Below are 23370 nucleotides of genomic sequence, written 5' to 3'. Positions count from 1 at the left end.
ATGTCGCAAGGGCCCTGCGATATCGAGCAACGAGAAAAAGGGGATGCCGGCGTGACCCAGGATGCGCAGCAAATCGAAGCCGAAGCTCCGGACTGGCCGCCGAAACGCCGCTCGCCCCTGCACGCCTTCCTTGAGAGCGGCGCCGCCGCCGGCGTGCTCCTGGTCTTCGCCGCAGCGCTGGCGCTGATCATCGCCAACTCGCCGCTCGGCATCGTCTATTTCACCATCCTGGAAGCGAAGGTCGCCGGCCTTAGCGTCCTGCACTGGATCAACGATGCCCTGATGGCGCTGTTCTTCCTGCTCGTCGGGCTGGAGATCAAGCGCGAGTTCATCGAGGGCCAGCTCGCGACCTGGAGCCGGCGGGCCCTGCCTGCACTGGCCGCGCTCGGCGGCATGGTCGCGCCGGCGCTGATCTATGCCACGCTCGCCCGCAGCGACCCGGACGCCTTGCGCGGCTGGGCGATCCCCGCCGCCACCGACATCGCGTTTGCCCTCGGCGTGCTCGCCATCCTCGGCTCGCGCGTGCCGGTTTCGCTCAAGATCTTCCTGACCGCGCTGGCCATTCTCGACGATCTCGGCGCGATCCTGATCATCGCGCTGTTCTACTCGGGCAATCTATCGCTGCCGATGCTGGCCGGCGCCGGCGCCTGCCTTGCCGTGCTGATCGTGCTCAACCTGCGCGATGTCCGCTCGCTGCCGCTCTATCTCGCCATCGGCGCCGTGCTCTGGTTCTTCGTGCTGAAATCCGGCATCCACGCCACGCTCGCCGGCGTCGCGTTGGCGCTGACCATCCCGCTCGCCGGTCGCGGTACCGAGAGCGACGAGCCCGAGCACTCGCCGCTGCACACGCTCGAGCACCGGCTTCATCCCTGGTCCTCCTATTTCATCGTGCCGATCTTCGGCTTCGCCAATGCCGGCGTCTCGATCGCCGGCATGTCGCCTTCGCTGCTATTGACGCCGGTGCCGCTCGGCATCGTGCTCGGACTCTTTCTCGGCAAGCAGATCGGCGTCTTCGGCTTCGCCTGGCTCGCCGTCCGGCTGGGCCTAGGCACCATGCCGGCCAAGGCGACATGGGCGCAGCTCTATGGCGTCTCGCTGCTCTGCGGCATCGGCTTCACCATGAGCCTGTTCATCGGGGCGCTCGCTTTCGCGAACAATCCTGCACTCAACGATGCCACCAAGATCGGCGTGCTCGCCGGCTCGGCGCTGTCGGCGGTGATCGGCTATGTCGTGCTCCATCTCGCCGGCCGGCATTTGGCGACGCAAGAGGATGAACCCGTGCCGGCGGCGGTGCAGCGGCAACGGGCTCGCTGAGACGCGATCACGAAATTGTCGCAGCTGCGGCGGAACCAAGGCAGATGAAGCGCGTTGCCCTTCCAGCGGTGGAGGTGGCAATGGGTTTCAGTCTTGTAGAAATCTCGATCGTGATGGCGTGCATCTCGCTGCTCGGCTATCTGATAGCCGACGACATGGCCTGACCTGAACCGCTTGCGGCTGGGTCAGCTCGCCTGCACCAGTCGCCGCAGCCGTTCGCGCCCGGCGGCTCTGATGTGAGCGCGCGCTGCGGCCTCCGCGCTGGCGGCATTGCGAGCCTCGATCGCCGAGACGATCGCGTCGTGTTCGGCATGCGCCTGCGCCGCCCGGTCCGTATCGAGCAATGTCGAGGCTCCGAGCAAGGCGCGTGCGTCGCGCAACGCGCTCAGGGCCTTCAGCAGATAACGGTTATGGGCCGCGCCGTAGAGCGCCGAGTGGAAGCGTTCATTGTGACGGGCCAGTTCCGGCGGACGGGAGAGTAGCCCGGCCTCGATCGCATGGAGGTCGCGCAGCAAGGCGACCTCGCCGTCTGAAGCCTGGCGCGCGGCGAAGGCGGCGACGGTTCCCTCCAACACCTCGCGCATCGCATAAAGCTCGGACACCGCCTGATGATCGAGCGTCATCACGACGAGCGTGCGCGAATCGCGGGTGAAGAAGCCCTCGGCCTCGAGCCGGCGGACCGCCTCGCGCAAGGGCGTGCGGCTCATCGCGAGGCGTGCGGCGAGGTCCTCCTCGCGCAGGCGCATGCCCGGCCTGAGCTCGCCGGCATCGATCGCCTCGCGCAAGCGCGCATACGCTTGGCCCGCAAGCGAGCGCACCGGCTGGACATCCGCGAACACCGTCAAATTGCAACCTCTCCCACTACCCAATGTCGGCTGCGGTGATCGCCCGCCCCCACGCCGAAATCAACGCTTGCCGTCTGCGTCGTATTTCAGCATACTTCAGTATACCGAAAATGAGAACAGCCTGGGAGGCCACCTTGTCACGCCGGATCACGAGCCTGCTGCTCGCAGCCGCATTCACCGCCGCATCCGCCATCGCCGCCAAGGCCCAGAACTGGCCAAGCAAGCCGATCACCATGGTCGTGCCCTATGCCGCCGGCGGGGGCACCGACGTGATCGCCCGGGCGGTGGCGCAGAAGCTGCAGGATCGTCTCGGGGTCGGCGTCGTCGTCGAGAACCGCGCCGGGGCCGGCGGCAATCTCGGCACCACGGCCGCGGCACAGGCCCCGGCCGACGGCTACACCGTGCTGATCAGCAATATCGGCCCGATGGCGGTCAATCCGAGCCTGTTCAAGAACCTGAAGCACGACCCGGCCGAGGTGCTGGAGCCGGTGACGCTGATCGCCAAGGCGCCGCTGCTTCTGCTGGTTCACTCGTCGGTCAAGGCCAATTCGGTCGCGGAACTGATCGCGCTCGCCAAGGCGCAGCCGGAGTGGCTGACCTATGGCACCGCCGGGCACGGCTCGGCCAACCACATCGCCACTGCGCTGTTCGAGCTGATGGCAGGCGTCAAGCTGAAGCACGCTCCCTATCGCGGCGCCGGCCCGGCGCTCAACGATTTGCTAGGCGGGCATATCCCGATGATGTTCGCGACGCTGCCTTCGGCGATCGGCCATGTGAATGGCGGCGGCCTCAAGGCGCTTGCCGTCACCACGGCCGAGCGGGCTCCGGCCCTGCCGCAAGTGCCGACGCTCGCGGAAGCCGGCGTGCCCGGCTACGAGGCGAGCGGCTGGTACGGCGTCTTCGTGCGCAAGGGCACGGCGCAGGCGATCATCGACAAGTTGCGCAGCGAAGTCGCGACCATCATCAACCTGCCGGAGGTGCGCCGGAACCTGGAGCTGGAAGGCGCCCAGCCGATCGGCAACACCCCGGGCGAGTTCGCCGCCTTCGTCAAGGCCGAGCGCGAGAAGTGGTCGAAAGTCGTCGCCGAGGCCGACATCAAGATCGAGTGACGCTCCCCTTGTCGCAGCATTTCCTCACCATCCGACCAGGACCGACGCCGACATGACCGACGCGACATCCCCTGCCCTGCGCCTGCTCGTCCTCGAAGGGGATGGCATCGGCCCCGAGATCGCGGCGGCAACCTGCAAGGTGCTCGACGCTGCGAGCGCGCTCTTCGGCTTTGCCCTCTCCTATGAGCGGGCGGAGATCGGCTTCTCGGCGCTGAAGAACCAGGGCACAACCTTCCCCGAGACCGTCCTGGAGGCGGCGAAGCGGACGGACGGGGTCATTCTCGGCCCGGTCTCGCATAATGAGTACCCGCCGGCCGAGAAGGGCGGGCTGAACCCGTCCGGGCAGCTGCGCAAGCGCCTCGACCTCTACGCCAATATCCGCCCGGCGCGCTCGCGCGAGGGCTTTGCGCCGCGCTGCGGCAAGCCGCTCGACCTCGTCATGGTGCGCGAGAACACCGAAGGCTTCTATTCCGACCGCTCGATGCATCTCGGCCCCGGCGAGATCATGCCGACGCCGGACCTCGCCATGTCGTTCCGCAAGGTGACGCGGCAGGCTTCATTACGCATCGCCGACAGCGCCTTCGCGCTGGCCCGCCAGCGTCGGCGCAAGGTCACGGCCGTGCACAAGGCCAATGTGCTGCGCATCTCCGACGGGCTCTTTCTGGAATGCGTGCGCTCGGTGGCGGAGCGCTATCCCGATGTCGAATACGAGGAGAAGATCATCGACGCCATGGCCGCGCTGCTGGTGCGCGACGCCAGCGTCTTCGACGTGATCGTCACCACCAACATGTTCGGCGACATCCTCTCCGACCAGGCCTCGGAGATTTCCGGCAGCCTCGGCCTCGCCGCGTCGCTCAACGCTGGCGAGGACCATGCAGTGGCGCAGGCCCAGCACGGTTCGGCTCCCGACATCGCCGGGCGCGACCTCGCCAATCCGGCTTCGCTGATCGGGTCGGCCGCAATGCTGCTCGCCTGGCTCGGTGAACGACGGCAGGCCCCTGCCCTCCTCCAGGCCGCGCAAGCGATCGAGCAGGCGATCGACCTGACGATCAAGGCGCCTGAGCTGCGCACGCGCGATCTCGGCGGCCCACTCGGTACGCGCGCCTTCGCAAGCTGCGTTGCCGCCAATCTCGCCGAGGCGACGAAGGCTGCCTGATTCAGGCGCAACTGCCCGTCCCGCGGAGATTATGACGGCCGCGGGAACGCCGTCAGGGCTGGCGCATTGACAGGGTGCGCTTCCCTGGTCCGGGGCGCGGCTGGAGCCTTGCGATGTCGACTGCCGATCATTCCGTCACCTCAATCAAGCGCCTTGCCTGCGACCTCCAGCAATGGCCCTCCTCCCTGACCGCCAAGGCACTCGCGCGGACGGCGAAACGTGCAACAGCATCCGCCGAAGAACTCGCCCCCCACTTCAAGCGAGTCCATGCCGCGGCAAACGCACTGCTGAGGCCTGGGACCAGGCCGGATACCGCCTATGCCGAATTGCGGCAGGCTGTGGCGATCCTCGACAGCGTCGTGAAGGCTAGGCGAAAGGCAAAGACCAGCCTGCAATAGCCTGCCGTACAAACAAAAAGCCCCCGGCAGAAGCCGGGAGCTCAAACTGCAAAAAGCTGAATCCCGGATCGGGATCAGATGTCCTGATCACCCTGCAGAGCGGCGACGGCCGCCGGGCCGAGGCCATCCTTGTTGTAGATGTCGTCGCGGAACTGCACGCCGCCATCGGGCGTCGCCCAGGCGGTGATGTAGACCCAGTAGCACGGCACCGGATTGGCGATGCGGGCGTTGACGCGCTCGCCCGAGGCGATGGTCTCGTCGATCTTGGCGCGATCCCAGCCGGGCGTCTCCTTGAGCAGGAAGGCGATGTAGTCGCGCACGTTCTGGACGCGAATGCAGCCCGAGGAGACGAAGCGGAAATCGTCGCCGAAGATGCCCTTCGATGGCGTGTCGTGCATGTAGACGCCGTGCGGGCTTGGGATGTTGATGCGCACGAAGCCAAGCGAATTGAATTCACCACCCGGATCCTGGCGGAAGGTGTAGCGCGTCGCCTCGTCCGAGTTCCAGTTGACGCGCTCGGGCGGAATCTCGCCGCTCGGCCCGATGATGCGGATCTTGTTCTCGGTGAGGTAGCCCGGCTCCTTGCGCATCTTCGGGATCAGATCCTTACGGATGATCGAAGCGGGAACCGTCCAGGTCGGGTTGAAATTGACCTCGGGAATCTTCGTCTGCAGCAGCGGCGACTGGCGGTCGATCTTGCCGACGCCGGCAGCGTGGCGGGTCGCGACATGGCCGTTCTCGACCGTCTCGATCGCAGCCGCCGGGATGTTGGCCACGACATAGCGGTTGCCGAGATTGCCCGACCAGGTGCGCAGGCGCACGATATTGGTCTCGAGCTGGCGGATGCGGCGGTCGACCGGCACGTTGAGCGCAGCCAGCGTCGCACGGTTGATGCTGCCGGTGGTCGACAGGCCCATGCGCGACTGGAAGCGGCGCACGCCGCCCTCGACATAAGAATCGTAGATGTTGCTGTCGCCGGCCGAGGCGTCGAGATCGCCGGTGATGATCAGGCGCTGGCGCAACGCCACGACACTCGCGCCACGCGAGCCGACCGAGAGCCGCTCGCTGACCTGCAGGCTCGGCCAGCCGCCGCGCGCGGCGAGGTCCCGATACGTCTCGACAGCCTGCTCGGTCGCGGCCAGAGCAGCCGGCGACAACATCGGCGTCGAGGAGCGCTGCACGGCATTGCGCGAACCGGCATCATAGCTCTGGCGCCACTCGGCCTGCTGGGCGAAAGCCGGCAGGCTCGCCCCGGCGGCAGCAGTCGAGAGCAGGGCCAGAACCGTCTCGCGGCGGGTCAGGCGGATATTCGGCATCGATCGTTACCCCTTGGACTTCGCAAATCAATGGAGCGGGACGCGACCCGCCCCTTCGGCCAGGCATTACGCCACGGCCGGTCGCTGGGGACGATCCCTTACCACAGTTAACAGCTCATGATGAGCGCGGCATTTTTGAGGCGGCGATGCGTCGCGCTCACGCGGGTTTGATCGCTGGGGCCGAAGGCAAATCACTGTTGCCGGAAAGAAACAGGCGCACGCGCTCCGGCCGGGAGGCCGAAGCGCGCTGCGGGATATCCTATCGAATGGGGCCGGGCGCCCCGCCTCTCAGAGCTTGTAGCGGATCTGGTCGGTCCAGAAGCGCTCGAGGCGCAGCAAAGCGTTGTTCATCCGCTCGAAATCATCGGCCGCGATGCCGCCGATCTGCTCGACCGTGCGGACATGCTTGTCGTAGACGCCCTTGACGATGTTGTGCACCTCGCGACCCTTGTCGGTCAGGCTGATGCGCACCGAGCGGCGGTCGATCCGCGAGCGGGCATGGTGCAGGAAGCCGAGCTCGACCAGCTTCTTGACGTTGTAGGAGACGTTGGAACCGAGATAGTAGCCCCGGGTGCGCAGCTCGCTGGCCGAGAGCTCGGCGTCGCCGATATTGTAGAGCAGCAGGGCCTGCACGCTGTTGACGTCGTCGCGATTGCGGCGCTCGAACTCGTCCTTGATCACGTCGAGCAGCCGGCGATGCAGCCGCTCGACCAAGGTGAGAGACTCAAGGTAAAGCGGCTTCACCTTGAGCTCAACACCTTCGGACGCAGCCGGCTCCACAGTCTTTACATTGCTCTTCATGGTAATATCCCGCCTGTTGATTACCGGCCAGGATTTGTCTCCCGGTCCGCTTCTGAGAGACACCATAGGCGGGGCGGATGAAAACGAGTTTAAATATCAGGATGAATCAGGGATTTACCCATTTGGGTGAATCCAAAATGAACCGCAAATCCCTTAAGCTAAAGCGCTTCTTACCACAGCCCAGCGTATTCGACGCAGGAGCGCTGCCTCAGGATTCCTGGTTTTCGGCAGCCCAGGTGGCGAGGAAATAGGTCAGCATCAACGCGACATAGGTGCCGATCAAACCCGGCGAGAGCGTCAGCCAGCGCGGGAAGAAGAAGCCGAGCAACAACTGGCTGACGGCGGCGAGCAGCCAGAGCACGCCGCCCCAGGTCGCGGTCAGCCAAAGGCCGACGCCGGCGACGAGATCAAAGACCGCGAAATAGACGGTGATCGCCTGGAAGGTCAGCGGGCGCGTCTCGAAGGCAGGGCCGGGCTCGAACACCAGCCCGAGGCCGAGGATCGTCGCCCAGTGCATCAGGCCCTTGCCGATCCAGATCACCGAAAGCAGTCGCAGCAGCCAGACTAGGATCAGCCGCCAGCGTATGCCGCGCTTCCTGGCTTCGCCCGCCTGCGCCGGGCCGCGCAGAACCTCGCCGTCGCGCGATACCGCCATCTCAGCGGCTCAACACGAGTTCAGTCTCGCCAAGCGGCGCAAAATAGGCCGCGACCGCCGCCGAATCGAGTTCCTCAAGTGTCTGCGGCCGCCAGCTTGGCGCCTGGTCCTTGTCGATCACCACCGCGCGCACGCCCTCGTAGAAATCGTGGCCGTGCGGAATGCGCGAGACGATGCGGAATTCGAGCTGCATCGCCTCGGCGAAGCCGAGCGCGGCGCCGCGGCGCATCTGCTCGAAGGCGATGGCGACGCTGGTCGGCGATTTCGCCCGGATCGTGGCCAGCGCCTTGGCGGCGAAGGCATCACCGGCCGCCGCCTTGGCGTCGAGCCGGCCGAGCACGTCGGGCAGCGTCGCCGCGCCGAAGCAATGCGCGATCGTCGCGCGCTCCGGCGCGAGCTTGCCCGGTCCGGGATCGATGGCGAAACGGGCGAGCACCGCCTCGACCTGCTCCGGACCGGTCAGCGCCTCGGCGAGCTCGGCCATGCGGGCCGAGGGAACCGCATGTGTCGCGAGCCCGAGCGCCAGCGCATCGGCCTGGCCGACGCGGTCGCCGGTCAAAGCGAGATAGGTGCCTGCATGATCGGGCAGCCGTGGCAGGGCATAGGTCGCGCCAACATCAGGGAAGAAGCCGATGCCGACCTCGGGCATGGCGAAGAGCCAGCGCTCGCCGGCGATGCGATGGCTGCCATGCAGGGAGACACCGACACCGCCGCCCATGACGATGCCGTCGACCAAAGCGACATAGGGCTTGGGATAGCTCTTGATGCGGGCGTTGAGGATGTACTCCTCGCGCCAGAAGGCGAGCATCTCGTCATATTGGCCGGCCTTGCCGAGATCGTGCAGGGAGCGGATGTCACCGCCGGCGCAGAAAGCCTTCTCGCCCGCTCCGGTGACGACGACGCGTGTGACGGCGGGATCATGCTCCCAGGCGTCGAGCGCCTTGGCCAACTCACGCACCATGACGAGGTTGAGCGCATTCAGCGCCTTCGGCCGGTTGAGCAGGACAAAGCCGGCGCTGCCGCGGATGTCACAGATGATGTCCGGCTCGTCCGCCATGGCGCTCTTTCGTCTGCTCCGGCTCCAGGCCCGTGTTTGGGCGCTGGCCCCGGAGCTGTCAACGCGCCGGGCGGCGCATCGGCGCACGCTGCGCCTTCGCGAAGCGCCCACGCGCAGATGATCCGCGATGCGACCTTCATGCCTGTTTTGGAATGGTTCCGATGTGCTAAAGCATCGCCGGCGAACAGGTATCGGATTGCAAGCGGAGACGTCGATGGCATCGAAGGTTGTGCGCCCCTTCCCGGCGCCGCAGGAGCGGCAGGCCGAGGCTGCGGCCGCCATGACGGATTCGCTCGGCCTCACCCGCCGCATGCGCCGGAACCGCAAGGCCGAGTGGTCGCGCCGGCTGGTGCGCGAGAACCGCCTGACCAGCGACGACCTGATCTGGCCGATCTTCCTGATCGATTCCGCGGAAGCCGTCTCGCCAGTCGCCTGGATGCCGGGCGTCGACCGGCTCAACATCGACGAGGCCGTGCGCCAGGCCGAGGCCGCGGCCAGACTCGGCGTACCAGCCATCGCGCCCTTTCCTTATGTCGACCGTGCCTTGCGCGACGAGACCGGCTCGGAAGCGCTCAACAGCCGCAACCTGATGTGCCGGGCGGTGCGCGCGATCAAGGCGGCGGTACCGGAGATCGGCATCATCTGCGATGCGGCGCTCGACCCCTATACCTCGCACGGCCATGACGGCGTGATGGACGGGGAGCGCATCCTGAACGATGCCAGCGTCGGCATCCTGGTCCGGCAGGCGCTGGCCTTGGCGGAGGCCGGCGCCGACGTGATCGCGCCCTCCGACATGATGGACGGGCGTGTCGGCGCGATCCGCGCCGCGCTCGACGCCAGCGGCCATGAGGACGTGCAGATCATGGCCTATTCGGCCAAGTACGCCTCGGCCTTTTACGGCCCGTTCCGCGACGCGATCGGCACCAACGCCACGCTGATCGGCGACAAGCGCACCTACCAGATGGACCCGGCCAACAGCGACGAGGCCATCGCCGAGGTCGCGCTCGATCTCGAAGAGGGCGCCGACATGGTGATGGTCAAGCCCGGCCTGCCCTATCTCGACGTGATCGCACGGGTGAAGGACACCTTCTCGGTGCCGACCTTCGCCTATCAGGTCTCCGGCGAGTACGCCATGATCATGGCCGCAGCCAATAATGGCTGGCTCGACGGCGACAAGGCGATGCTGGAGAGCCTGCTCGCCTTCAAGCGCGCCGGCGCCGACGGGGTGCTGACCTATTTCGCGCCGCGCGTGGCGAAGATGCTGAAGGAGCGCGGCTGAGCAAGGGCCGTCATTCTCGGGCGAAGCGAAGCGGAGACCCGGCGCGCTCCTGAAAGAGATGCTCGGGTCGAGCATGACGCCATGCACGAGCGCTGTTCCGCCCTGTTGTGAAGCAGGCTAGCTTCCGCCGCGATGCGCGCCCTGCTCACGTCGATTCTGCTCTGCCTCGCGCTCGCCGCCTGCGGGCGCTTCGACACCGATCAGATTCGCGCCTGCCGGCTGGCGATCCCGGCGCTGAACCCGACCGACGCCGTCATCACCATCGAAGGCAGTGGTACCGGGCCGCGCGCCGACATCCTGCGTATCGTGTACCGGGCGCAGGCGCCGGGCGAGCAGCCCCGGCGGCGCACGATCGACTGCATTTTCGCTGGGGAAGGCACTGCGCTACAGCGCGGCGCGCTGGCGGGCCTAGCGTCCGACGGCGTGCCGATGACCGACGCCAGCTTCCTGCTGCTGCGGCGCTTCTATCTCGAATACAAGGCCGAGCCGCCGGTCGATCCCGGCATGTCGGCGGGCGCCGACCTCATCAGCCTCTCTCCCGGCCTCGCTTATGGCCTGCAACAAGGACTCGCCGCCCTGCCATCGGCCGCGATCTACGCGCTGCTCGCCAGCGCCTATGCGCTGATCTACGGGCTCAACGGCCGGATCATCCTGACCTTCGGCGAATTCTCGGCGCTCGGCGCGCTCGCCGCCGTGGTCGGCGTGGCGCTGACCTTGTCGCTTTCAGTCTCGACGCCGGTCTCGGGCCTGTTCATCGCCTTTGCCGTCGCGATCGCCGTGGCTGCCTTCCACGGCTTCGCCATGGGCCGTTTCGTGTTGCGCCATCTCAACAAGCGCAATGGCCAGCAGGTGCTGATCGCGACGATCGGGCTCGCCATCGCGCTCTCGGAATATTTGCGCCTGGCGCAGGGCGCCGAATTGCGCTGGCTGCCGCCGGTCTTCAACGAGCCATGGCCGCTGGCGCGGGCCGAGCAGTTCATCGTCACCGCGACGCCTGTCTCGCTCGCCATGGCGGCGCTCGGCTTCTCAGCCGCGACCTGCCTCATCCTTTACCTCGCCCGCTCGGCCTATGGCCGGGCCTGGCGGGCGGTCGCCGACGATGCAAGGACCGCCTCGCTGTTCGGGGTCGACACCGGCGCCGTCCATGATCGGGCGCTGATCATCGCTTGTGCGATCTGCGGCGCCGCCGGCGTCATCGTCACGGTGATCTATGGCGGGATGGGTTTTTCCGGCGGCTTCACGCTGGGCTTGAAGGCGCTGGTCGCGGCGGTGCTCGGTGGGATCGGCTCGGTGCCAGGCGCCTGCCTCGGCGGGCTCGCCATCGCCGCCTTCGAAGTGCTGTGGTCGGCGACGATGCCGCTCGAACAGCGCGACATCGCGGTCTATAGCTTGCTCGCCGTGACGCTGATCCTGCGCCCCGGCGGCTTCTTCGGCGACGGCGCGCTGACGCCGCGCCAGGTCTGACAAACGATACGACGGGGTAACGGATGGATAGCGGCTTCGCGATCAGCTTCGCCGATATCAAGGCGGCTGCGCAGACTATCGCAGGCCATGTGCTGAAGACGCCGCTGATGCCGGCGCCGCGCCTCTCTGCGCTGACCGGGGCCGAGATCTTCGTCAAGCACGAGAACATGCAGGCGACCGCCTCCTTCAAGGAGCGCGGCGCGGTCAACAAGCTGCTGAGCCTCACCGACGACGAAAAGCGTCGCGGCGTCATCGCCATGTCCGCGGGCAACCATGCTCAGGCAGTGGCCTATCACGCCCGGCGCTTCGGCATCCCGGCGACGATCGTGATGCCGGAGACGACGCCGCTGGTGAAGGTCGAGAACACCCGCGCCCATGGCGCCGAAGTCGTGCTGTTTGGCGAGACGCTCTACGAATCCGCGCAGAAGGCGCAAGAGATCGCCGCGCAGAAGAGCCTGGTCTTCGTCCACCCTTATGACGATGCGGCGGTGATGGCCGGCCAGGGCACGGTCGCGCTCGAGATGCTGCGCGAGGCGCCCGATCTCGACATGCTGCTGATCCCGCTCGGCGGCGGCGGGCTGATGGCCGGCAATGCCGTGGCGGCCAAGGCGCTGAAGCCGTCGATCGAGATGATCGGCGTCGAGGCGGCGCTCTACCCCTCGTTTCACAACGCCGTGCATGGCGCGCAGATGCCGATCGGCGGGGCCACACTGGCCGAGGGCATCGCGGTCAAGACCGTCGGTACGCAGACCCTGCCGGTGGTGAAGGAACTGGTCTCCGATATCGTCCTCGTCGGCGAGGACCTGATCGAGCGCGCCGTCAACGCTTATGCGACCTTGCAGCACACGCTTGCCGAAGGCGCGGGCGCCGCCGGTCTCGCCGCGATGCTGAAGGAGCCGGAGCGCTATCGCGGGCGCAAGGTCGGGCTCGTGCTCTGCGGCGGCAATATCGATGCCCGCCTGCTCGCGGCGATCATGGTGCGCGAACTCGAGCGCGAGCAGCGCATCGCCGCCTTCCGCCTCACCGCTAGCGACCGGCCGGGCCTGCTCGGCAAGGTGGCGAGCCTGTTCGGCACGCTCGGCGCCAACATCCTCGAGGTCAGCCATGGCCGGCTCTTCCTCGACGTTCCCGCAAAGGGCGTGATGCTCGACGTCACCATCGAGACCCGCGACGAAGCGCACACCGCCGCGATCGAGGAAGCACTGCGCCAGGAAGGCTTCGCGCCACGGCGAATCTATCCGCGCGGCCTTGCGGAACCGGCCGGCTGATCAAACATTATCGTCCGGTGGGCCATCATGGCCCCTGAGCAATGAGGAATTCAACGTCGATGTCGAACCCGTCCTATCGCCAGCCGCCGATCGTCGCGCTGGAGGACCGGCCGCTGCAGGATACGCGCGGCGTGCTCGGCTCGCGCCTGTTCGCCTGGATCGGCGACGTCGTCGTGCTGTTCATCCTCGGCAGCATCGTTTGGTTCCTGCTCTTCGTCCTCGGCATCCTGACCTTCGGCCTGACCTGGCTGCTGATGGGTGGTGCGACGATCGCGGTCGCGCTCGGCTATGCCGCCATCACCATCGGCGGCCGCAAGCAGGCGACGCTCGGCATGCGCATGGCTGGCTTGCGGGTCGAAACCGTCTCGGGCGGCCGGCCGGATGCGCTGGCGGCGGCGGTGCACGCGTTGTTCTTCTATGTCGCGGCTGGCACGGTCGGCCTCTGGTTCCTCGATGTCGCCTGCGGGTTGGTGCGCGAGGACCGGCGCCTCGGCCACGACATCCTGACCGGGCTCGTGGTAGTGCGCGCCTGAGCCGATCTCAAAAGCGATAGCGCAGCAGCAGGCCGATGCGGGCCAGCGGCGGGATCAACGAGAAGAACTGCATCGCAAGGCGTGCCGGCCACGACATACGAGCGATCTGGGCGGGATCGTAACCATCAGGGTCATAGGCCGTCATTTCGGTCACCAGCTCCAGTCCCGGCACCTGCCGCTCGAGCTCGCAGGGATCGTCGAGCGACCAGTGCAGCGCCGCGCCGGTCGCCTTGATCGAGGGCTGCATCGCGATCAGCTTGAGGCCGAACGGACTATAGGCGTCGAAGACGATCTCCCCGCTCGGGGAGCGCTGCACCAGCCGCTCCAGCAGCAATGGCACCTCTTCTTCCGGCAGATAGAGCAAGAGCCCCTCGGCCACGATCATCGTCGGGCGATCCCGCGGCAGCCCGGCGATCCAGCCTGGCTCCGTCACCGACGAGCCGATCAGATGATAGCCGTCGCGCGCCGGGTAGAGCTTTTGCCTGAGCGCGATGACATCCGGATAGTCGATGTCGTACCAATCGACACCGGCCGGCGGATCGATGCGGAAGACGCGGCTGTCGAGTCCGCAGCCGAGATGCAGCACCAGAGCTTCGGGGTGCCTGGCGAGAAAATCGCGTGTCCAGCCATCGAGCGCATGAGCACGCATGGCGAGGCCGACCATCAGGTCGCGGTTGACCTTGAGCCTGGCGAAATCATAGTCGATGCGAGTCGCAGCCTCGGCGGCGAAACGATCCTTGAGCAGGGAATCGGGCAGCAGGCTCTCGCCGGCCTTGGCCCAGAGCGTGATCAGCAGGGTTTCCTTCTCGCGGGTCAACGCGACCGTTTCGGTCTGCATTCGATCCCTCTGTTCCGGGGGCTTCCCGGCATCCTCGCGCGCAGACTAGCATCGGCGCGCGAGTTATCCCATGCGGCGCCCCCGCCGCAGGCTTGCCGCTTGTTGCCGGCGCGCCGACTGCTAAACTCAGTCCAAATTCGGCGGTTCGGGAGGCGCCCCGACGTGACACGTCCCTTGCGGGATGCCCCGCAATTCTATCTGACCTCGCCAACGCCCTGCCCCTATCTGCCGGGCCGCGAGGAGCGCAAGGTGTTCACGCACCTCGTCGGCGCGCGGGCGCGCGACCTCAACGACGTGCTTTCGCAAGGCGGTTTCCGGCGCTCGCAGAGCATCGCCTACCGCCCGGCCTGCGAGACCTGCCGGGCCTGCATCTCGGTCAGGATCGTCGTCGCCGATTTCCGGCCCTCGCGCAGCTTCCGCAAGATCGCTTCGCGCAACAGCGACCTGATCGGCGAGGCGCTGCCGCCGCAGCCGCGCTCCGAGCACTACTCGCTGTTCCGCGGCTATCTCGACGACCGCCATCCCGAAGGCGGCATGGCGACGATGTCGGCGCTCGACTTCGCCATGATGGTCGAGGACACCCATGTCGAGACCAGCCTGATCGAATACCGCAGGCGCGGCCCCGACAGCGGCTTCACCGGCCGTGGCCAGGGCGACCTTTTCGCCTTCGCTTTGACCGACCGGCTGAGCGACGGGCTCTCCATGGTCTATTCGGTCTACGATCCCGCCCTCGAGGCCCGCTCGCTCGGCACCTTCATGGTGCTCGAGCATGTCGAGCGCGCCCGCAAGCTCGGCCTGCCTTACGTCTATCTCGGTTACTGGGTCGAGGACTCGCCGAAGATGGCCTACAAGGCCCGCTTCCTGCCGCAGGAACGGCTGATGCCGCAGGGCTGGGAACGGGTGGGCTGACGCCTGTCGTGCGTCATTCTCGGGCGAAGCGAAGCGCAGACCCGAGAATCTCTGGACGAGAAGGCGCTGACAGGAGCCCCCTCTCGCATGAGATGCTCGGGTCAAGCCCGAGCATGACGAGAATCGCAGTTTAAATCGTTTAATGCGCGCGGCTGCGCTGCAAAATCCGCACTTGCCTGCTGAGCTCCCGCTGCGCAAGGTGCCTGCAAGGCCGCCGAAACGGCCGCACCGGAGGAACCATGACGGATACGCTGACCGAGCGCCTCGAACGCTGCTACACCGGCATCATCCACGATACGATGCGCGCCATGGGGCTGAAGGACTTCACCCTGCCGCCGGCGCTGCGCCCGCTGCTGCCCGGCGTGAAGCTCGCCGGCCCGGCCTTCACCGTCGAGGGCAAGACCGGCGAGTTCGATGCGCACGAGACCCTGCTCGGCTGGACCGGCCTGCTCTCCGCCGCCAAGCCCGGCCATGTCTGGGTCTGCCAGCCCAATACCGAAGAGGTCGCGCTGATGGGCGAGCTCTCGGCCGAGACGCTGAAAAACAAGGGCGTGCGCGGCTGCGTCATCGACGGCCTGTCGCGTGATACCGAATTCATGGTCGAGATGGGCTTCCAGGCCTATTTCAAGGCCTATACCCCGCGCGATATCGTCGGCGTCTGGCTGCCCAAGGCGGTCGACGAGCCGATCAAGATCGGCGAGGTCTGGATCCGGCCCGGCGACTATATCCTCGCCGACCGTGACGGCGTCGTCCGCATCCCCCTGGAGATCATCGAGGAAGTGCTGGAGAAGTCCGAGACGGCGATCTCGGCCGAGAACAAGGTCCGCACCGCGATCCTCGCCGGCACCGATCCCCAGCAGGCCTATCTGCAGTTCGGCAAGTTCTGAGTTCTGGACCATCTCGTGCAAGTCGTCCCGGACAAGCCGCGCCAGCGGCGCCGATCCGGGACCCATGCCTGAACCGTTCAGGAATGGATCCCGGGTCTCCCTGCGGTCGCCCGGGATGACCACGATGAAGTGATCGGAGGAGAAGATGTCAGCCCACGATCCCCGCCTGATCCTGCTCGACCCGCGCGACAACGTCTTCGTCGCGCGCACCCGCCTGCCGGCAGGCGAGCCGATCGAGACCGGCACGGGCCCGGCGGTGATCGACCGCGACATCGCCCTCGCCCACAAGATCGCCCGGCGCGCCATCGCGCCCGGCGAGAAGATCCTGAAATACGGCGCGCCGATCGGCGTGGCGACGATCGCGATCGCCGCCGGCCACCACGTCCATGTCCAGAACATGAAGAGCGACTACACGCCGACCTATCATCTCGAGGACGAGCGCAAGGCGGGAGCGACGCAATGAGCGAGCTCAGAGGCTATCTCCGCAGCGACGGCCGCAAGGGCATCCGCAATGTCGTCGCCGTTGCCTATCTGGTCGAATGCGCCCACCATGTCGCGCGCGAGATCGCCCTGCCCTGGCGCGAGCACGAGGTCCACGCCATCGGCTTCCCGGGCTGCTATCCCAACCCTTATGCCGAGAAGATGATGGAGCAGCTCTGTACCCATCCCAATGTCGGGGCGGTGCTGCTGGTCTCGCTCGGCTGCGAGAGCTTCAATAAATATGCGCTGGAGCGGGCGGTGCGCGCCACCGGCCGGCCGGCGAAGACCATCGTGATCCAGGGCACCGGCGGCACCCGCGCCTCGATCAAGGAGGGCCGCGGCTGGGTCGAGGAGCAGCGCATCGCGCTCGACGCTGCCGAGACCGTGCCGATGCAGGTCAGCGAGCTGGTGATCGGCACCGTCTGCGGCGGCTCCGACGGCACCTCCGGCATAACCGGCAACCCGGCGGCGGGCCGCGCCTTCGATCAGCTCATCGCCGAGGGCGCCGCCTGCATCTTCGAGGAGACCGGCGAGCTGATCGGCTGCGAGCACATCATGGCGGCGCGCGCGATCACCCCTGAGCTCGGCGTCGAGCTGGAGAAATCGGTCGCCAAGGCGGCGCGCTACTATGCGACGCTGGGCTACGGCTCCTTCGCCGCCGGCAATGCCGAGGGTGGGCTCTCGACCATCGAGGAGAAATCGATGGGCGCCTACGCCAAGTCCGGCGCCTCCCCGATCTCGGGCTTGCTCAAGCCGGGCGACGTGCCGCCGCGGGGCGGGCTCTATCTGCTCGACGTGGTGCCGGATGGCGAGGTCCGCTTCGGCTTCCCCAACATCAACGACAATGCCGAGATCGCCGAGCTGATCGCCTGCGGCGCGCATTGCGTGCTGTTCGTCACCGGGCGCGGCTCGGTGGTCGGCTCGGCGATCTCGCCGGTCGTCAAGATCTGCGCCAATCCGGAGACCTATCGCCGAATGAGCGACGACATGGATGTCGATGCCGGCCGTATCCTCGAAGGCCGGGCCAGCCTCGACGAGGTCGGCACCGAGATCCGCGACCTCGTCGTTTCGCTGGCGCAAGGTGGCCGGACCAAATCGGAAGAGCTCGGCCATCAGGAATTCATCCTGACCTATAAGAGCTTCGAGCCGCTCGGACCGGCCTGCCTGCCGGCAGCCTGAAACCTGTTCAAGTCATCCCGTGCTCGATGTAGGGGTCGAGGACACGGCCGAAATGCCCGTAGTGAGATGATATCATGCAGAAATACACGCAATAGTTGTATAACACTTTGAAAAACTGAAGATTCTTCGTCCGGCTTAAGACTAAATCAAACGCCGCTGCGGCATGTTTCAGAAACCGGCTGAGGATACCGCCGGAGCCCTGTGGAAGAATCCATGCTGCAGACCCTCACGCGCATGCCGGCGGAGATGTCGTCCGAATCGCGGCGCAAGCTCCTCAACGCGGTGACCGACCTGTTCTTGCTCGATCGCGATCCGAGCCAGGAGTCGAAGGAGCACTACGGCGATATCGCGCTGCGCTCGCTGCCGCATCTCGGCGGCGACGATCGCCGGCAATACGCCGAGTCCGTCGCCGAGACGCAAACGCTGCCGCGACAGGTTGCGGTTTCGCTGGCGAACGACGCCGACGCCGGGGTCGCGCGACTCGTGCTCAAGCTCTCCCCTGTCCTGACCGACACGGATCTCGCCGCCATCGCCGTCAGCCAGACGCAGGCCCATCTCGCCGCCATCGCCGAACGTGCGCGCCTGTCGGAGGGCGTCACCGACATCCTGGTCGAGCGCGGCGACAGCAGGGTGCTCAGAACCGTCTCCGGAAATGAAGGCGCCCAGTTCTCCGACCACGGATTCGATCGGCTGCTGCAGCGCGGCGGTGACGATACCGAGGTGAGCGAAGCCCTGTCGCGCCGCTCCGACCTGTCACCGCAGCGTGCCCAGCGCGTATTGCGCATCATGGAACAGATGGCCGACCAGTCGGAGCGCAACCAGGATGTCGAGACGCTCGCCAAGCAGGCGCGTCAGCAAAGGCTCGAAGTCAAGCTGCTGCTCTCGGATCTGCGCGCAAAGACCCGCACGCTCGACGATGTCGTCTTGATGCTGGCGGAGGAGGACCGCGCCTTCCACCTCGCCCAGGTCATCGCGACCAGTGCCGAGATCACCAATGAGCAGGCGCTTCGCGTGCTGATGCAGCGCGATGTCAGCGGCATCGCCGTGCTAGCGCGCATATTGGAACTCGGCAAGAGCACCTTCCATGCCGTCCTGGAACTGCGGGCACGCCGTCTTTATTTCAAAGCGAAGGACATCGAGGATGACCTGCGCGACTATGTCCAGCTCGACATGGCCACCGCCGAGCGGACGATGCGCTTCCTGCGTCTCAAGACCAAGGTGAGCTAAGCCGGTCGGCATCGCGCCACAAAAGCGCGACAATCGCGCCCTCTCCTGCTATGCCATGAGCATGATCCAGGCTGCTGGCAATCCTAGCATGAAGATTCTTTTGGGCGGCACCGCCCTGGCCGCGTTGTTGACGCTCGGAACCCAGGCGCAGGCGCAGGCCTTCCTGCCGCTCTCCGGCTTCGGCATTCTGCCTTCCTTCGCCTGGTCGCAGCCGACCGTGTCGCCCGGCGGCGTCAAATGGGAAGGTTCCTATGCCCGCATCTCCAGCGGCTTCCAGGTGACCAGCTCGAAGCATTTCGGGACATCGGCCGGCCCGGTGATCGGGCTGGAAGGCGGCAAGATGTGGCGCGACGGCGACTTCGTCTACGGCATCGCCGGAGTGCTCGACTTCGCGCCGAGCTTCGGCGGCTACAACAATCCAGGCTTCAACCAGGCGAGCTATACCCGCGACATCGCGGGCGCATTCCAACTCAAGGCCGGCGTGTTCGCGACGCCCGACGTGCTGCTCTATACGAGCGTCGGCATGTCCGCCGCCAACGAGACCTTCCGTTATGGCGCGACGGCTTTCTCGACGCCGTTCTCACGCTCCGACATCGCCGTCAGGCCGGAGGCGCGCGCCGGGGTGCAATGGGCAGTGACCGACAAGGTGACGCTCGGGCTCGAGGTTGGCGTGGTCGGCCCGGCGATCCGTTGACGATGCGATTCAAGACGCTGACGGATTGATTCAGGCTGCCGGCGTAAGCCTTTGAAACAGCGTCATTCTAGGGCGGAGCGAAGCGCAGGCGCGAGAATCTCCTGACGAGAAGACGCCGATCGGAGACTCCTCCGGCCCGAGATGCTCGGGTCAAGCCCGAGCATGACGTCCTGCCCTCACCCCCCGAACTTATTGTTCTTCGGGAAGCCCTTGGGCGGCAGGCGGCCGGCCTCGGCGCGGTGGCCGAGCCATTCCAGCAATTCGGCCTGCGCCACCGTCCAGGTCCGGCCAGACGTGTCGAGCCAGGTCAAACCGTCCTCCAGCTTGAAGACCTTGGCGTCCGAGAGCCCGCCATCCTTGTAGCGCTGCAGCCTGACACCCTTGCCGCGGCTCATCTCCGCGACCTCGGAGATCGGGAAGCAGAGCAGCTTGCGGTTCTGGCCGATGATCGCGACATGGTCGCCCTCGGCCGGCACCGCCAGCATCGCCTCGACCGGCGCCTGGACGTTCAGCACCTGCTTGCCCTTGCGGGTGTTGGCGACGACATCGTCGGTCGGGACGACGAAGCCGCGGCCTTCCGTCGTCGCGACCAGCAGCTTCAGGCCGGCTTTGTACGGGAAGGCGGCGACGATATCGGCGCTCTCCTCCAGCTCGATCATCAGCCGGATCGGATCGCCGAAGCCGCGCCCGCCGGGCAGCTTCGAGGCCTCCAGCGTGAAGACCTTGCCGTTGGTCGCCATCACCAGGATCTTGGCGGTGGTCTCGCTGAAGAAGGCGGTGCGGAGCGCGTCGTCGCCCTTGAAGGACAGCGTCGAGAGATCCTGCACGTGGCCCTTCAGCGCCCGGATCCAGCCTTTCTTCGAGATCACCACCGTCACCGGCTCGCGCTCGACCATGGCCTGGGTCAGGTCGATATCGGCAGTGTCGGGCATGTCGGCGAAGGTCGTACGGCGCTTGCCGATCGCCGTCTCCGGGCCGAACAGCTTCTTCACCTCGCGGATGTCCCAGGAGATGGTTTTCCACTGCTGCGCCTCGGAGGCGAGCAGGCCCTCGATCTGGCCCTTCTCCTGGGTCAGTTCCTCGAACTCGGTCTTGAGCTGCATCTCCTCGAGCTTGCGCAGGGCGCGCAGGCGGGTGTCGAGGATGGCGTTGGCCTGGACCTCGGTCAGCTCGAAGGCCTTCATCAGCTCGATCTTGGGCTCGTCCTCCTCGCGGATGATCTTGATCACCCGGTCGAGGTCGAGATAGACGATCAGCAGGCCGGCGAGAATTTCGAGGCGCTTCTCGATCTGGCCGAGACGGAAGCGCGAGCGCCGCTGCAGCACCTCGCGGCGATGGTCGAGCCAAGCGCGCAGGGCTTCGGCGAGACCGAGCACGCGCGGCACCAAACCACCGGTCAGAACGTTCATGTTCATCGGAATGCGCGCTTCGAGCTCGGAGAGCCTGAACAGCGATTCCATCATCAGGTTGGCGTCGACATTGCGGGCACGCGGCTCGATGACGATGCGGATGTCCTCTGCCGATTCGTCGCGCAGGTCTGCCACCAGCGGCAGTTTCCGCTCGTTTAGCAGCTCGGCGATCTTCTCGATCAGCCGGCCCTTCGAGACCATGTAGGGGATCTCGGTGACGACGGCGAGCCAGGTGCCGCGGCCCTGATCCTCGACATGCCAGCGCGCCCGCGTACGGAAGGCGCCGCGGCCGGTGCGATAGGTCTCGACCATCGACGAGCGCGACTCGACGATGATGCCGCCGGTCGGGAAATCGGGCCCCGGCACGAAGGTCATCAACTGCTCGGACGTCGTGTCCGGGTGCTGGATCAGGTAGAGCGCCGCATCGCAGAGCTCGGCGGCGTTGTGCGGCGGGATCGAGGTCGCCATGCCGACCGCGATGCCTTGCGAGCCATTTGCGAGCAGGTTCGGGAAGGCGGCCGGGAGCACCATCGGCTCCTCGTCCTCGCCATTATAGGTCTCGCGGAAATCGACCGCGTCCTCCTCGATCCCATCGAGCAGGAGGCGCGCGACCTCGGTCATGCGCGCTTCGGTGTAACGGTAGGCGGCGGCGTTATCGCCGTCGATATTGCCGAAATTGCCCTGGCCGTCGACGAGCGGGTAGCGCTGGGCGAAATCCTGCGCGAGGCGCACCAGCGCATCATAGACCGACTGGTCGCCATGCGGGTGGAACTTACCGATGACGTCGCCGACGATGCGGGCGCATTTCTTGTGGACCTGACCGGGATCCAGCCGGAGCAGGCGCATGGCGTGCAGGATGCGGCGGTGGACGGGCTTCAGCCCGTCGCGCGCATCCGGCAAGGCGCGGTGCATGATCGTCGAGAGCGCATAGGCGAGATAACGCTCTTCGAGTGCGCTCTTCAGATCGACGCGTTCGGCTTCCTCCTCCGGAGGCGGCTCGACGGGTTTGCCCATGCTTCTACTGACCTTCCGACCTAACCTTCTCTAAGCCCTCATCCTGAGGAGCCGCAAAGCGGCGTCTCGAAGGATGCTTCAGGAGGCAACTGGAGCATCCTTCGAGACGCGATCTGCGATCGCTCCTCAGGATGAGGGCTGGAGGGTACGAATCACTCCTCATGACGATGCCGGGGCGCATGGGCAAGTGCAAAGAATCAAGCTGCGGCAATCTGCAATCAGCCGTGGATTCTCGCCGCCAGCTCCAGCAGGCGCGCCCGCTCGGGCGGCTCCTGCAGGCCGCGCGGCTCATAGAGGTCGCGGCGCAGGAAAAAGCCGGTCAGGGCGAAGCCGGCAGCGATCTCGGCCGGCGCCGGCCGGCGCGCACCCTGTCCCTCGCTCAGGAAGGGCGGCAAGGCGAGGAGCCGGTCGAGATAGGGTTCGGCCGCCTTGCGGCTGACCGCCTTGCCGGATTTCGGCGAGACATGGGTGAGATCCTCGCGCAGGCCGGTAACGGCGCAGCGTTCGAGGGAGAGCCCGTAGCCGAGCTCGGAGAGCATCGCGAGCTCGAAGCGCACCATCAGCGCCGGCGCGATCGCGATCTCGTCGAGATGGGCGAGCAGCACCGACAGACCCTCATAGAGGCCGGGATGCGGATCGCGCTCCGGCAGCAGCCGCAACAGGCCCGCGACATTGGCGAGTCCGTAGAGGGCGACCGGCTGGGCCATCAAACGCGCCGCGTGCGAGGTCAGAAGCTCGACCTTGTACTCGCCGAGATGCTCGTCGAGCCGCGCCCGCCAATTCAGCGAGACGAGATTGCCGGGCTGCAGCACCGGTTGTTGCTTGCTGGAGCGACCGCCACGGACGAGGCCGAGATGGCGGCCATGGTCACGCGTCATCACCTCCAGGATCACGGCGTTCTCGCCATGACGCCTGACGCCGATGATCGTGCCCTCGTCGCTCCATTCCATGCGGGGAGAGTTATGGTCCCGCTTATGCGCAGGTCAAATAGCGCGAGTCGTCCCGGGCGGAGCGAAGCGTAGACCCGGGACCCATTCCGGAACGGTTCAGAAATGGATCACGGATCGGCGCGGCTTCGCCGCTTGTCCGGGATGACCCGTACTGGAAAACGTCACGCCACGTACTGCGCGATCCCTCCCCCGAACGACCAGTCCTCGCGCTTGACCTCGACAAGGTTGATGAAGATGTCGTCCGGCTTCAGGCCGGGCTCCTTCTGCAGGTTCTCGGCGATGGCGGCATAGAGCGCCTTCTTCTGGGTGACGCCACGGGTGTTGGCGACGGTAAGCTGGATGATCACCAGGGCGTCGCTGCGGTTGAAGCCAAAAAAGTTGTTGTCGAAGATGAACTCCTCGGCCTCGTGCTGGTGCACCACGGCGAAGAGATCGTTCTCCGGCACCTCGAAAGTGGTGCGCAGGGCGCGATAGACGCCATCGACGATGGCGGCGGGGTGCGAGGCCGGACGGCCGCGGCGCATCGAAATCCGTATCAGAGGCATGACAGGCTCCATTAGCGGGTTGCGGGCGGTCTTCGCCGCCGAC

Annotated in this window: 24 protein-coding genes; 15 read left to right on the top strand and 9 right to left on the bottom strand. The window is 66.4% G+C overall.

Annotated features, from left to right (window positions below):
* Positions 1-51 precede the first annotated feature (51 nt).
* Together nhaA and ACFPOB_RS23050 are read left to right on the top strand one after the other, a co-directional pair.
* The gene (gene nhaA, locus ACFPOB_RS23055; RefSeq protein WP_377800719.1) at positions 52-1314 is read left to right on the top strand and encodes a Na+/H+ antiporter NhaA; all 1263 of its coding nucleotides are present in this window, start codon (positions 52-54) and stop codon (positions 1312-1314) included.
* 44 nt (positions 1315-1358) lie between these two features.
* On the top strand, positions 1359-1478 hold the full coding sequence (locus ACFPOB_RS23050) for a prepilin-type N-terminal cleavage/methylation domain-containing protein (RefSeq protein WP_377800718.1): 120 nt from the start codon (positions 1359-1361) through the stop codon (positions 1476-1478).
* Between the two features lie 21 nt (positions 1479-1499).
* On the opposite strand, the gene ACFPOB_RS23045 is transcribed toward ACFPOB_RS23050, so the two are convergent.
* Complete coding sequence (locus tag ACFPOB_RS23045) at positions 1500-2153, bottom strand: GntR family transcriptional regulator (RefSeq protein ID WP_377800803.1); 654 nt, start codon at positions 2151-2153, stop codon at positions 1500-1502.
* Positions 2154-2293: 140 nt separating this feature from the next.
* On the opposite strand from ACFPOB_RS23045, the gene ACFPOB_RS23040 reads away from it, so the two are divergent.
* The 3 genes from ACFPOB_RS23040 to ACFPOB_RS23030 all read left to right on the top strand — a co-directional run bounded on the left by ACFPOB_RS23040 (position 2294) and on the right by ACFPOB_RS23030 (position 4822).
* Positions 2294-3268 carry a Bug family tripartite tricarboxylate transporter substrate binding protein gene (locus ACFPOB_RS23040; RefSeq protein ID WP_377800717.1) on the top strand — a complete coding sequence of 325 codons (975 nt, stop codon included), beginning with the start codon at positions 2294-2296 and terminating at the stop codon, positions 3266-3268.
* A gap of 52 nt (positions 3269-3320) precedes the next feature.
* A complete protein-coding gene (locus ACFPOB_RS23035) occupies positions 3321-4424 on the top strand; it encodes an isocitrate/isopropylmalate dehydrogenase family protein (protein ID WP_377800716.1) in 1104 nt (367 codons plus the stop codon).
* A 113-nt stretch (positions 4425-4537) separates the two neighbouring features.
* Complete coding sequence (locus ACFPOB_RS23030) at positions 4538-4822, top strand: hypothetical protein (protein WP_377800715.1); 285 nt, start codon at positions 4538-4540, stop codon at positions 4820-4822.
* A 74-nt stretch (positions 4823-4896) separates the two neighbouring features.
* On the opposite strand, the gene ACFPOB_RS23025 is transcribed toward ACFPOB_RS23030, so the two are convergent.
* The 4 genes from ACFPOB_RS23025 to ACFPOB_RS23010 all read right to left on the bottom strand — a co-directional run bounded on the left by ACFPOB_RS23025 (position 4897) and on the right by ACFPOB_RS23010 (position 8651).
* Positions 4897-6138, bottom strand: a complete 1242-nt coding sequence (locus ACFPOB_RS23025) for a L,D-transpeptidase family protein (protein WP_377800714.1) — start codon at positions 6136-6138, stop codon at positions 4897-4899.
* Positions 6139-6426: 288 nt separating this feature from the next.
* Positions 6427-6939, bottom strand: coding sequence for a transcriptional regulator LdtR (gene ldtR / locus ACFPOB_RS23020; protein WP_092158706.1), 513 nt, complete (start codon positions 6937-6939; stop codon positions 6427-6429).
* A 208-nt stretch (positions 6940-7147) separates the two neighbouring features.
* On the bottom strand, positions 7148-7594 hold the full coding sequence (locus tag ACFPOB_RS23015; protein WP_377800713.1) for a DUF6163 family protein: 447 nt from the start codon (positions 7592-7594) through the stop codon (positions 7148-7150).
* A gap of 1 nt (position 7595) precedes the next feature.
* Positions 7596-8651, bottom strand: coding sequence for an enoyl-CoA hydratase/isomerase family protein (locus tag ACFPOB_RS23010; RefSeq protein WP_377800712.1), 1056 nt, complete (start codon positions 8649-8651; stop codon positions 7596-7598).
* Positions 8652-8931: 280 nt separating this feature from the next.
* Between ACFPOB_RS23010 and hemB the strand changes: the two genes are divergently transcribed.
* From hemB to ACFPOB_RS22990, 4 genes are all read left to right on the top strand, one after another.
* Entirely contained in the window at positions 8932-9930 is a 999-nt protein-coding gene (hemB, locus tag ACFPOB_RS23005; RefSeq protein ID WP_377800802.1) for a porphobilinogen synthase, read from the top strand.
* Between the two features lie 132 nt (positions 9931-10062).
* On the top strand, positions 10063-11394 hold the full coding sequence (locus tag ACFPOB_RS23000) for a branched-chain amino acid ABC transporter permease (protein ID WP_377800711.1): 1332 nt from the start codon (positions 10063-10065) through the stop codon (positions 11392-11394).
* A gap of 23 nt (positions 11395-11417) precedes the next feature.
* The gene (locus tag ACFPOB_RS22995; RefSeq protein WP_377800710.1) at positions 11418-12662 is read left to right on the top strand and encodes a threonine ammonia-lyase; all 1245 of its coding nucleotides are present in this window, start codon (positions 11418-11420) and stop codon (positions 12660-12662) included.
* 59 nt (positions 12663-12721) lie between these two features.
* Positions 12722-13195 (top strand): RDD family protein, encoded by a 474-nt coding sequence (locus tag ACFPOB_RS22990; protein WP_377800709.1) that lies wholly within the window; start codon positions 12722-12724, stop codon positions 13193-13195.
* A gap of 7 nt (positions 13196-13202) precedes the next feature.
* Here the strand turns inward: ACFPOB_RS22990 and ACFPOB_RS22985 are convergent, their stop codons facing one another.
* Entirely contained in the window at positions 13203-14033 is an 831-nt protein-coding gene (locus ACFPOB_RS22985) for a class I SAM-dependent methyltransferase (protein ID WP_377800708.1), read from the bottom strand.
* A 162-nt stretch (positions 14034-14195) separates the two neighbouring features.
* On the opposite strand from ACFPOB_RS22985, the gene ACFPOB_RS22980 reads away from it, so the two are divergent.
* From ACFPOB_RS22980 to ACFPOB_RS22955, 6 genes are all read left to right on the top strand, one after another.
* Positions 14196-14942, top strand: coding sequence for an arginyltransferase (locus tag ACFPOB_RS22980; protein WP_377800707.1), 747 nt, complete (start codon positions 14196-14198; stop codon positions 14940-14942).
* 239 nt (positions 14943-15181) lie between these two features.
* Complete coding sequence (locus tag ACFPOB_RS22975) at positions 15182-15829, top strand: RraA family protein (RefSeq protein WP_377800706.1); 648 nt, start codon at positions 15182-15184, stop codon at positions 15827-15829.
* Positions 15830-15974: 145 nt separating this feature from the next.
* Positions 15975-16292: a UxaA family hydrolase gene (locus tag ACFPOB_RS22970; protein ID WP_377800705.1), complete on the top strand. Its 318-nt coding sequence runs from the start codon at positions 15975-15977 to the stop codon at positions 16290-16292.
* Positions 16289-17488, top strand: coding sequence for a UxaA family hydrolase (locus ACFPOB_RS22965; RefSeq protein WP_377800704.1), 1200 nt, complete (start codon positions 16289-16291; stop codon positions 17486-17488). Before ACFPOB_RS22970 ends, ACFPOB_RS22965 begins: the two co-directional genes overlap by 4 nt.
* Positions 17489-17701: 213 nt before the next feature.
* Positions 17702-18715 carry a DUF2336 domain-containing protein gene (locus ACFPOB_RS22960; protein ID WP_377800703.1) on the top strand — a complete coding sequence of 338 codons (1014 nt, stop codon included), beginning with the start codon at positions 17702-17704 and terminating at the stop codon, positions 18713-18715.
* Positions 18716-18803: 88 nt separating this feature from the next.
* Positions 18804-19409 carry a hypothetical protein gene (locus ACFPOB_RS22955; protein WP_377800702.1) on the top strand — a complete coding sequence of 202 codons (606 nt, stop codon included), beginning with the start codon at positions 18804-18806 and terminating at the stop codon, positions 19407-19409.
* A 176-nt stretch (positions 19410-19585) separates the two neighbouring features.
* Here the strand turns inward: ACFPOB_RS22955 and parC are convergent, their stop codons facing one another.
* The 3 genes from parC to ACFPOB_RS22940 all read right to left on the bottom strand — a co-directional run bounded on the left by parC (position 19586) and on the right by ACFPOB_RS22940 (position 23327).
* Positions 19586-21832: a DNA topoisomerase IV subunit A gene (parC, locus tag ACFPOB_RS22950; protein ID WP_377800701.1), complete on the bottom strand. Its 2247-nt coding sequence runs from the start codon at positions 21830-21832 to the stop codon at positions 19586-19588.
* A gap of 218 nt (positions 21833-22050) precedes the next feature.
* Entirely contained in the window at positions 22051-22782 is a 732-nt protein-coding gene (gene recO / locus ACFPOB_RS22945) for a DNA repair protein RecO (RefSeq protein ID WP_377800700.1), read from the bottom strand.
* 161 nt (positions 22783-22943) lie between these two features.
* Positions 22944-23327 carry a tautomerase family protein gene (locus ACFPOB_RS22940; RefSeq protein WP_377800699.1) on the bottom strand — a complete coding sequence of 128 codons (384 nt, stop codon included), beginning with the start codon at positions 23325-23327 and terminating at the stop codon, positions 22944-22946.
* Positions 23328-23370 lie beyond the last annotated feature (43 nt).

The organism is Allobosea eneae, from assembly GCF_042657265.1.
Lineage (GTDB): Bacteria > Pseudomonadota > Alphaproteobacteria > Rhizobiales > Beijerinckiaceae > Allobosea > Allobosea eneae.
This window is presented reverse-complemented; position numbering and strand designations above follow the sequence as displayed.

Excerpts from the sequence above, each read along its gene's own strand:
- ACFPOB_RS23050 (WP_377800718.1), top strand. The coding sequence starts at position 1,359 with ATGAAGCGCGTTGCCCTTCCAGCGGTGGAGGTGGCAATGGGTTTCAGT.
- ACFPOB_RS23035 (WP_377800716.1), top strand. The coding sequence starts at position 3,321 with ATGACCGACGCGACATCCCCTGCCCTGCGCCTGCTCGTCCTCGAAGGG.
- ACFPOB_RS23030 (WP_377800715.1), top strand. The coding sequence starts at position 4,538 with ATGTCGACTGCCGATCATTCCGTCACCTCAATCAAGCGCCTTGCCTGC.
- ACFPOB_RS23025 (WP_377800714.1), bottom strand. The coding sequence starts at position 6,138 with ATGCCGAATATCCGCCTGACCCGCCGCGAGACGGTTCTGGCCCTGCTC.
- ldtR (WP_092158706.1), bottom strand. The coding sequence starts at position 6,939 with ATGAAGAGCAATGTAAAGACTGTGGAGCCGGCTGCGTCCGAAGGTGTT.
- ACFPOB_RS23015 (WP_377800713.1), bottom strand. The coding sequence starts at position 7,594 with ATGGCGGTATCGCGCGACGGCGAGGTTCTGCGCGGCCCGGCGCAGGCG.
- ACFPOB_RS23010 (WP_377800712.1), bottom strand. The coding sequence starts at position 8,651 with ATGGCGGACGAGCCGGACATCATCTGTGACATCCGCGGCAGCGCCGGC.
- hemB (WP_377800802.1), top strand. The coding sequence starts at position 8,932 with ATGACGGATTCGCTCGGCCTCACCCGCCGCATGCGCCGGAACCGCAAG.
- ACFPOB_RS23000 (WP_377800711.1), top strand. The coding sequence starts at position 10,063 with ATGCGCGCCCTGCTCACGTCGATTCTGCTCTGCCTCGCGCTCGCCGCC.
- ACFPOB_RS22995 (WP_377800710.1), top strand. The coding sequence starts at position 11,418 with ATGGATAGCGGCTTCGCGATCAGCTTCGCCGATATCAAGGCGGCTGCG.
- ACFPOB_RS22990 (WP_377800709.1), top strand. The coding sequence starts at position 12,722 with ATGTCGAACCCGTCCTATCGCCAGCCGCCGATCGTCGCGCTGGAGGAC.
- ACFPOB_RS22985 (WP_377800708.1), bottom strand. The coding sequence starts at position 14,033 with ATGCAGACCGAAACGGTCGCGTTGACCCGCGAGAAGGAAACCCTGCTG.
- ACFPOB_RS22975 (WP_377800706.1), top strand. The coding sequence starts at position 15,182 with ATGACGGATACGCTGACCGAGCGCCTCGAACGCTGCTACACCGGCATC.
- ACFPOB_RS22970 (WP_377800705.1), top strand. The coding sequence starts at position 15,975 with ATGTCAGCCCACGATCCCCGCCTGATCCTGCTCGACCCGCGCGACAAC.
- ACFPOB_RS22965 (WP_377800704.1), top strand. The coding sequence starts at position 16,289 with ATGAGCGAGCTCAGAGGCTATCTCCGCAGCGACGGCCGCAAGGGCATC.
- ACFPOB_RS22960 (WP_377800703.1), top strand. The coding sequence starts at position 17,702 with ATGCTGCAGACCCTCACGCGCATGCCGGCGGAGATGTCGTCCGAATCG.
- ACFPOB_RS22955 (WP_377800702.1), top strand. The coding sequence starts at position 18,804 with ATGAAGATTCTTTTGGGCGGCACCGCCCTGGCCGCGTTGTTGACGCTC.
- parC (WP_377800701.1), bottom strand. The coding sequence starts at position 21,832 with ATGGGCAAACCCGTCGAGCCGCCTCCGGAGGAGGAAGCCGAACGCGTC.
- recO (WP_377800700.1), bottom strand. The coding sequence starts at position 22,782 with ATGGAATGGAGCGACGAGGGCACGATCATCGGCGTCAGGCGTCATGGC.
- ACFPOB_RS22940 (WP_377800699.1), bottom strand. The coding sequence starts at position 23,327 with ATGCCTCTGATACGGATTTCGATGCGCCGCGGCCGTCCGGCCTCGCAC.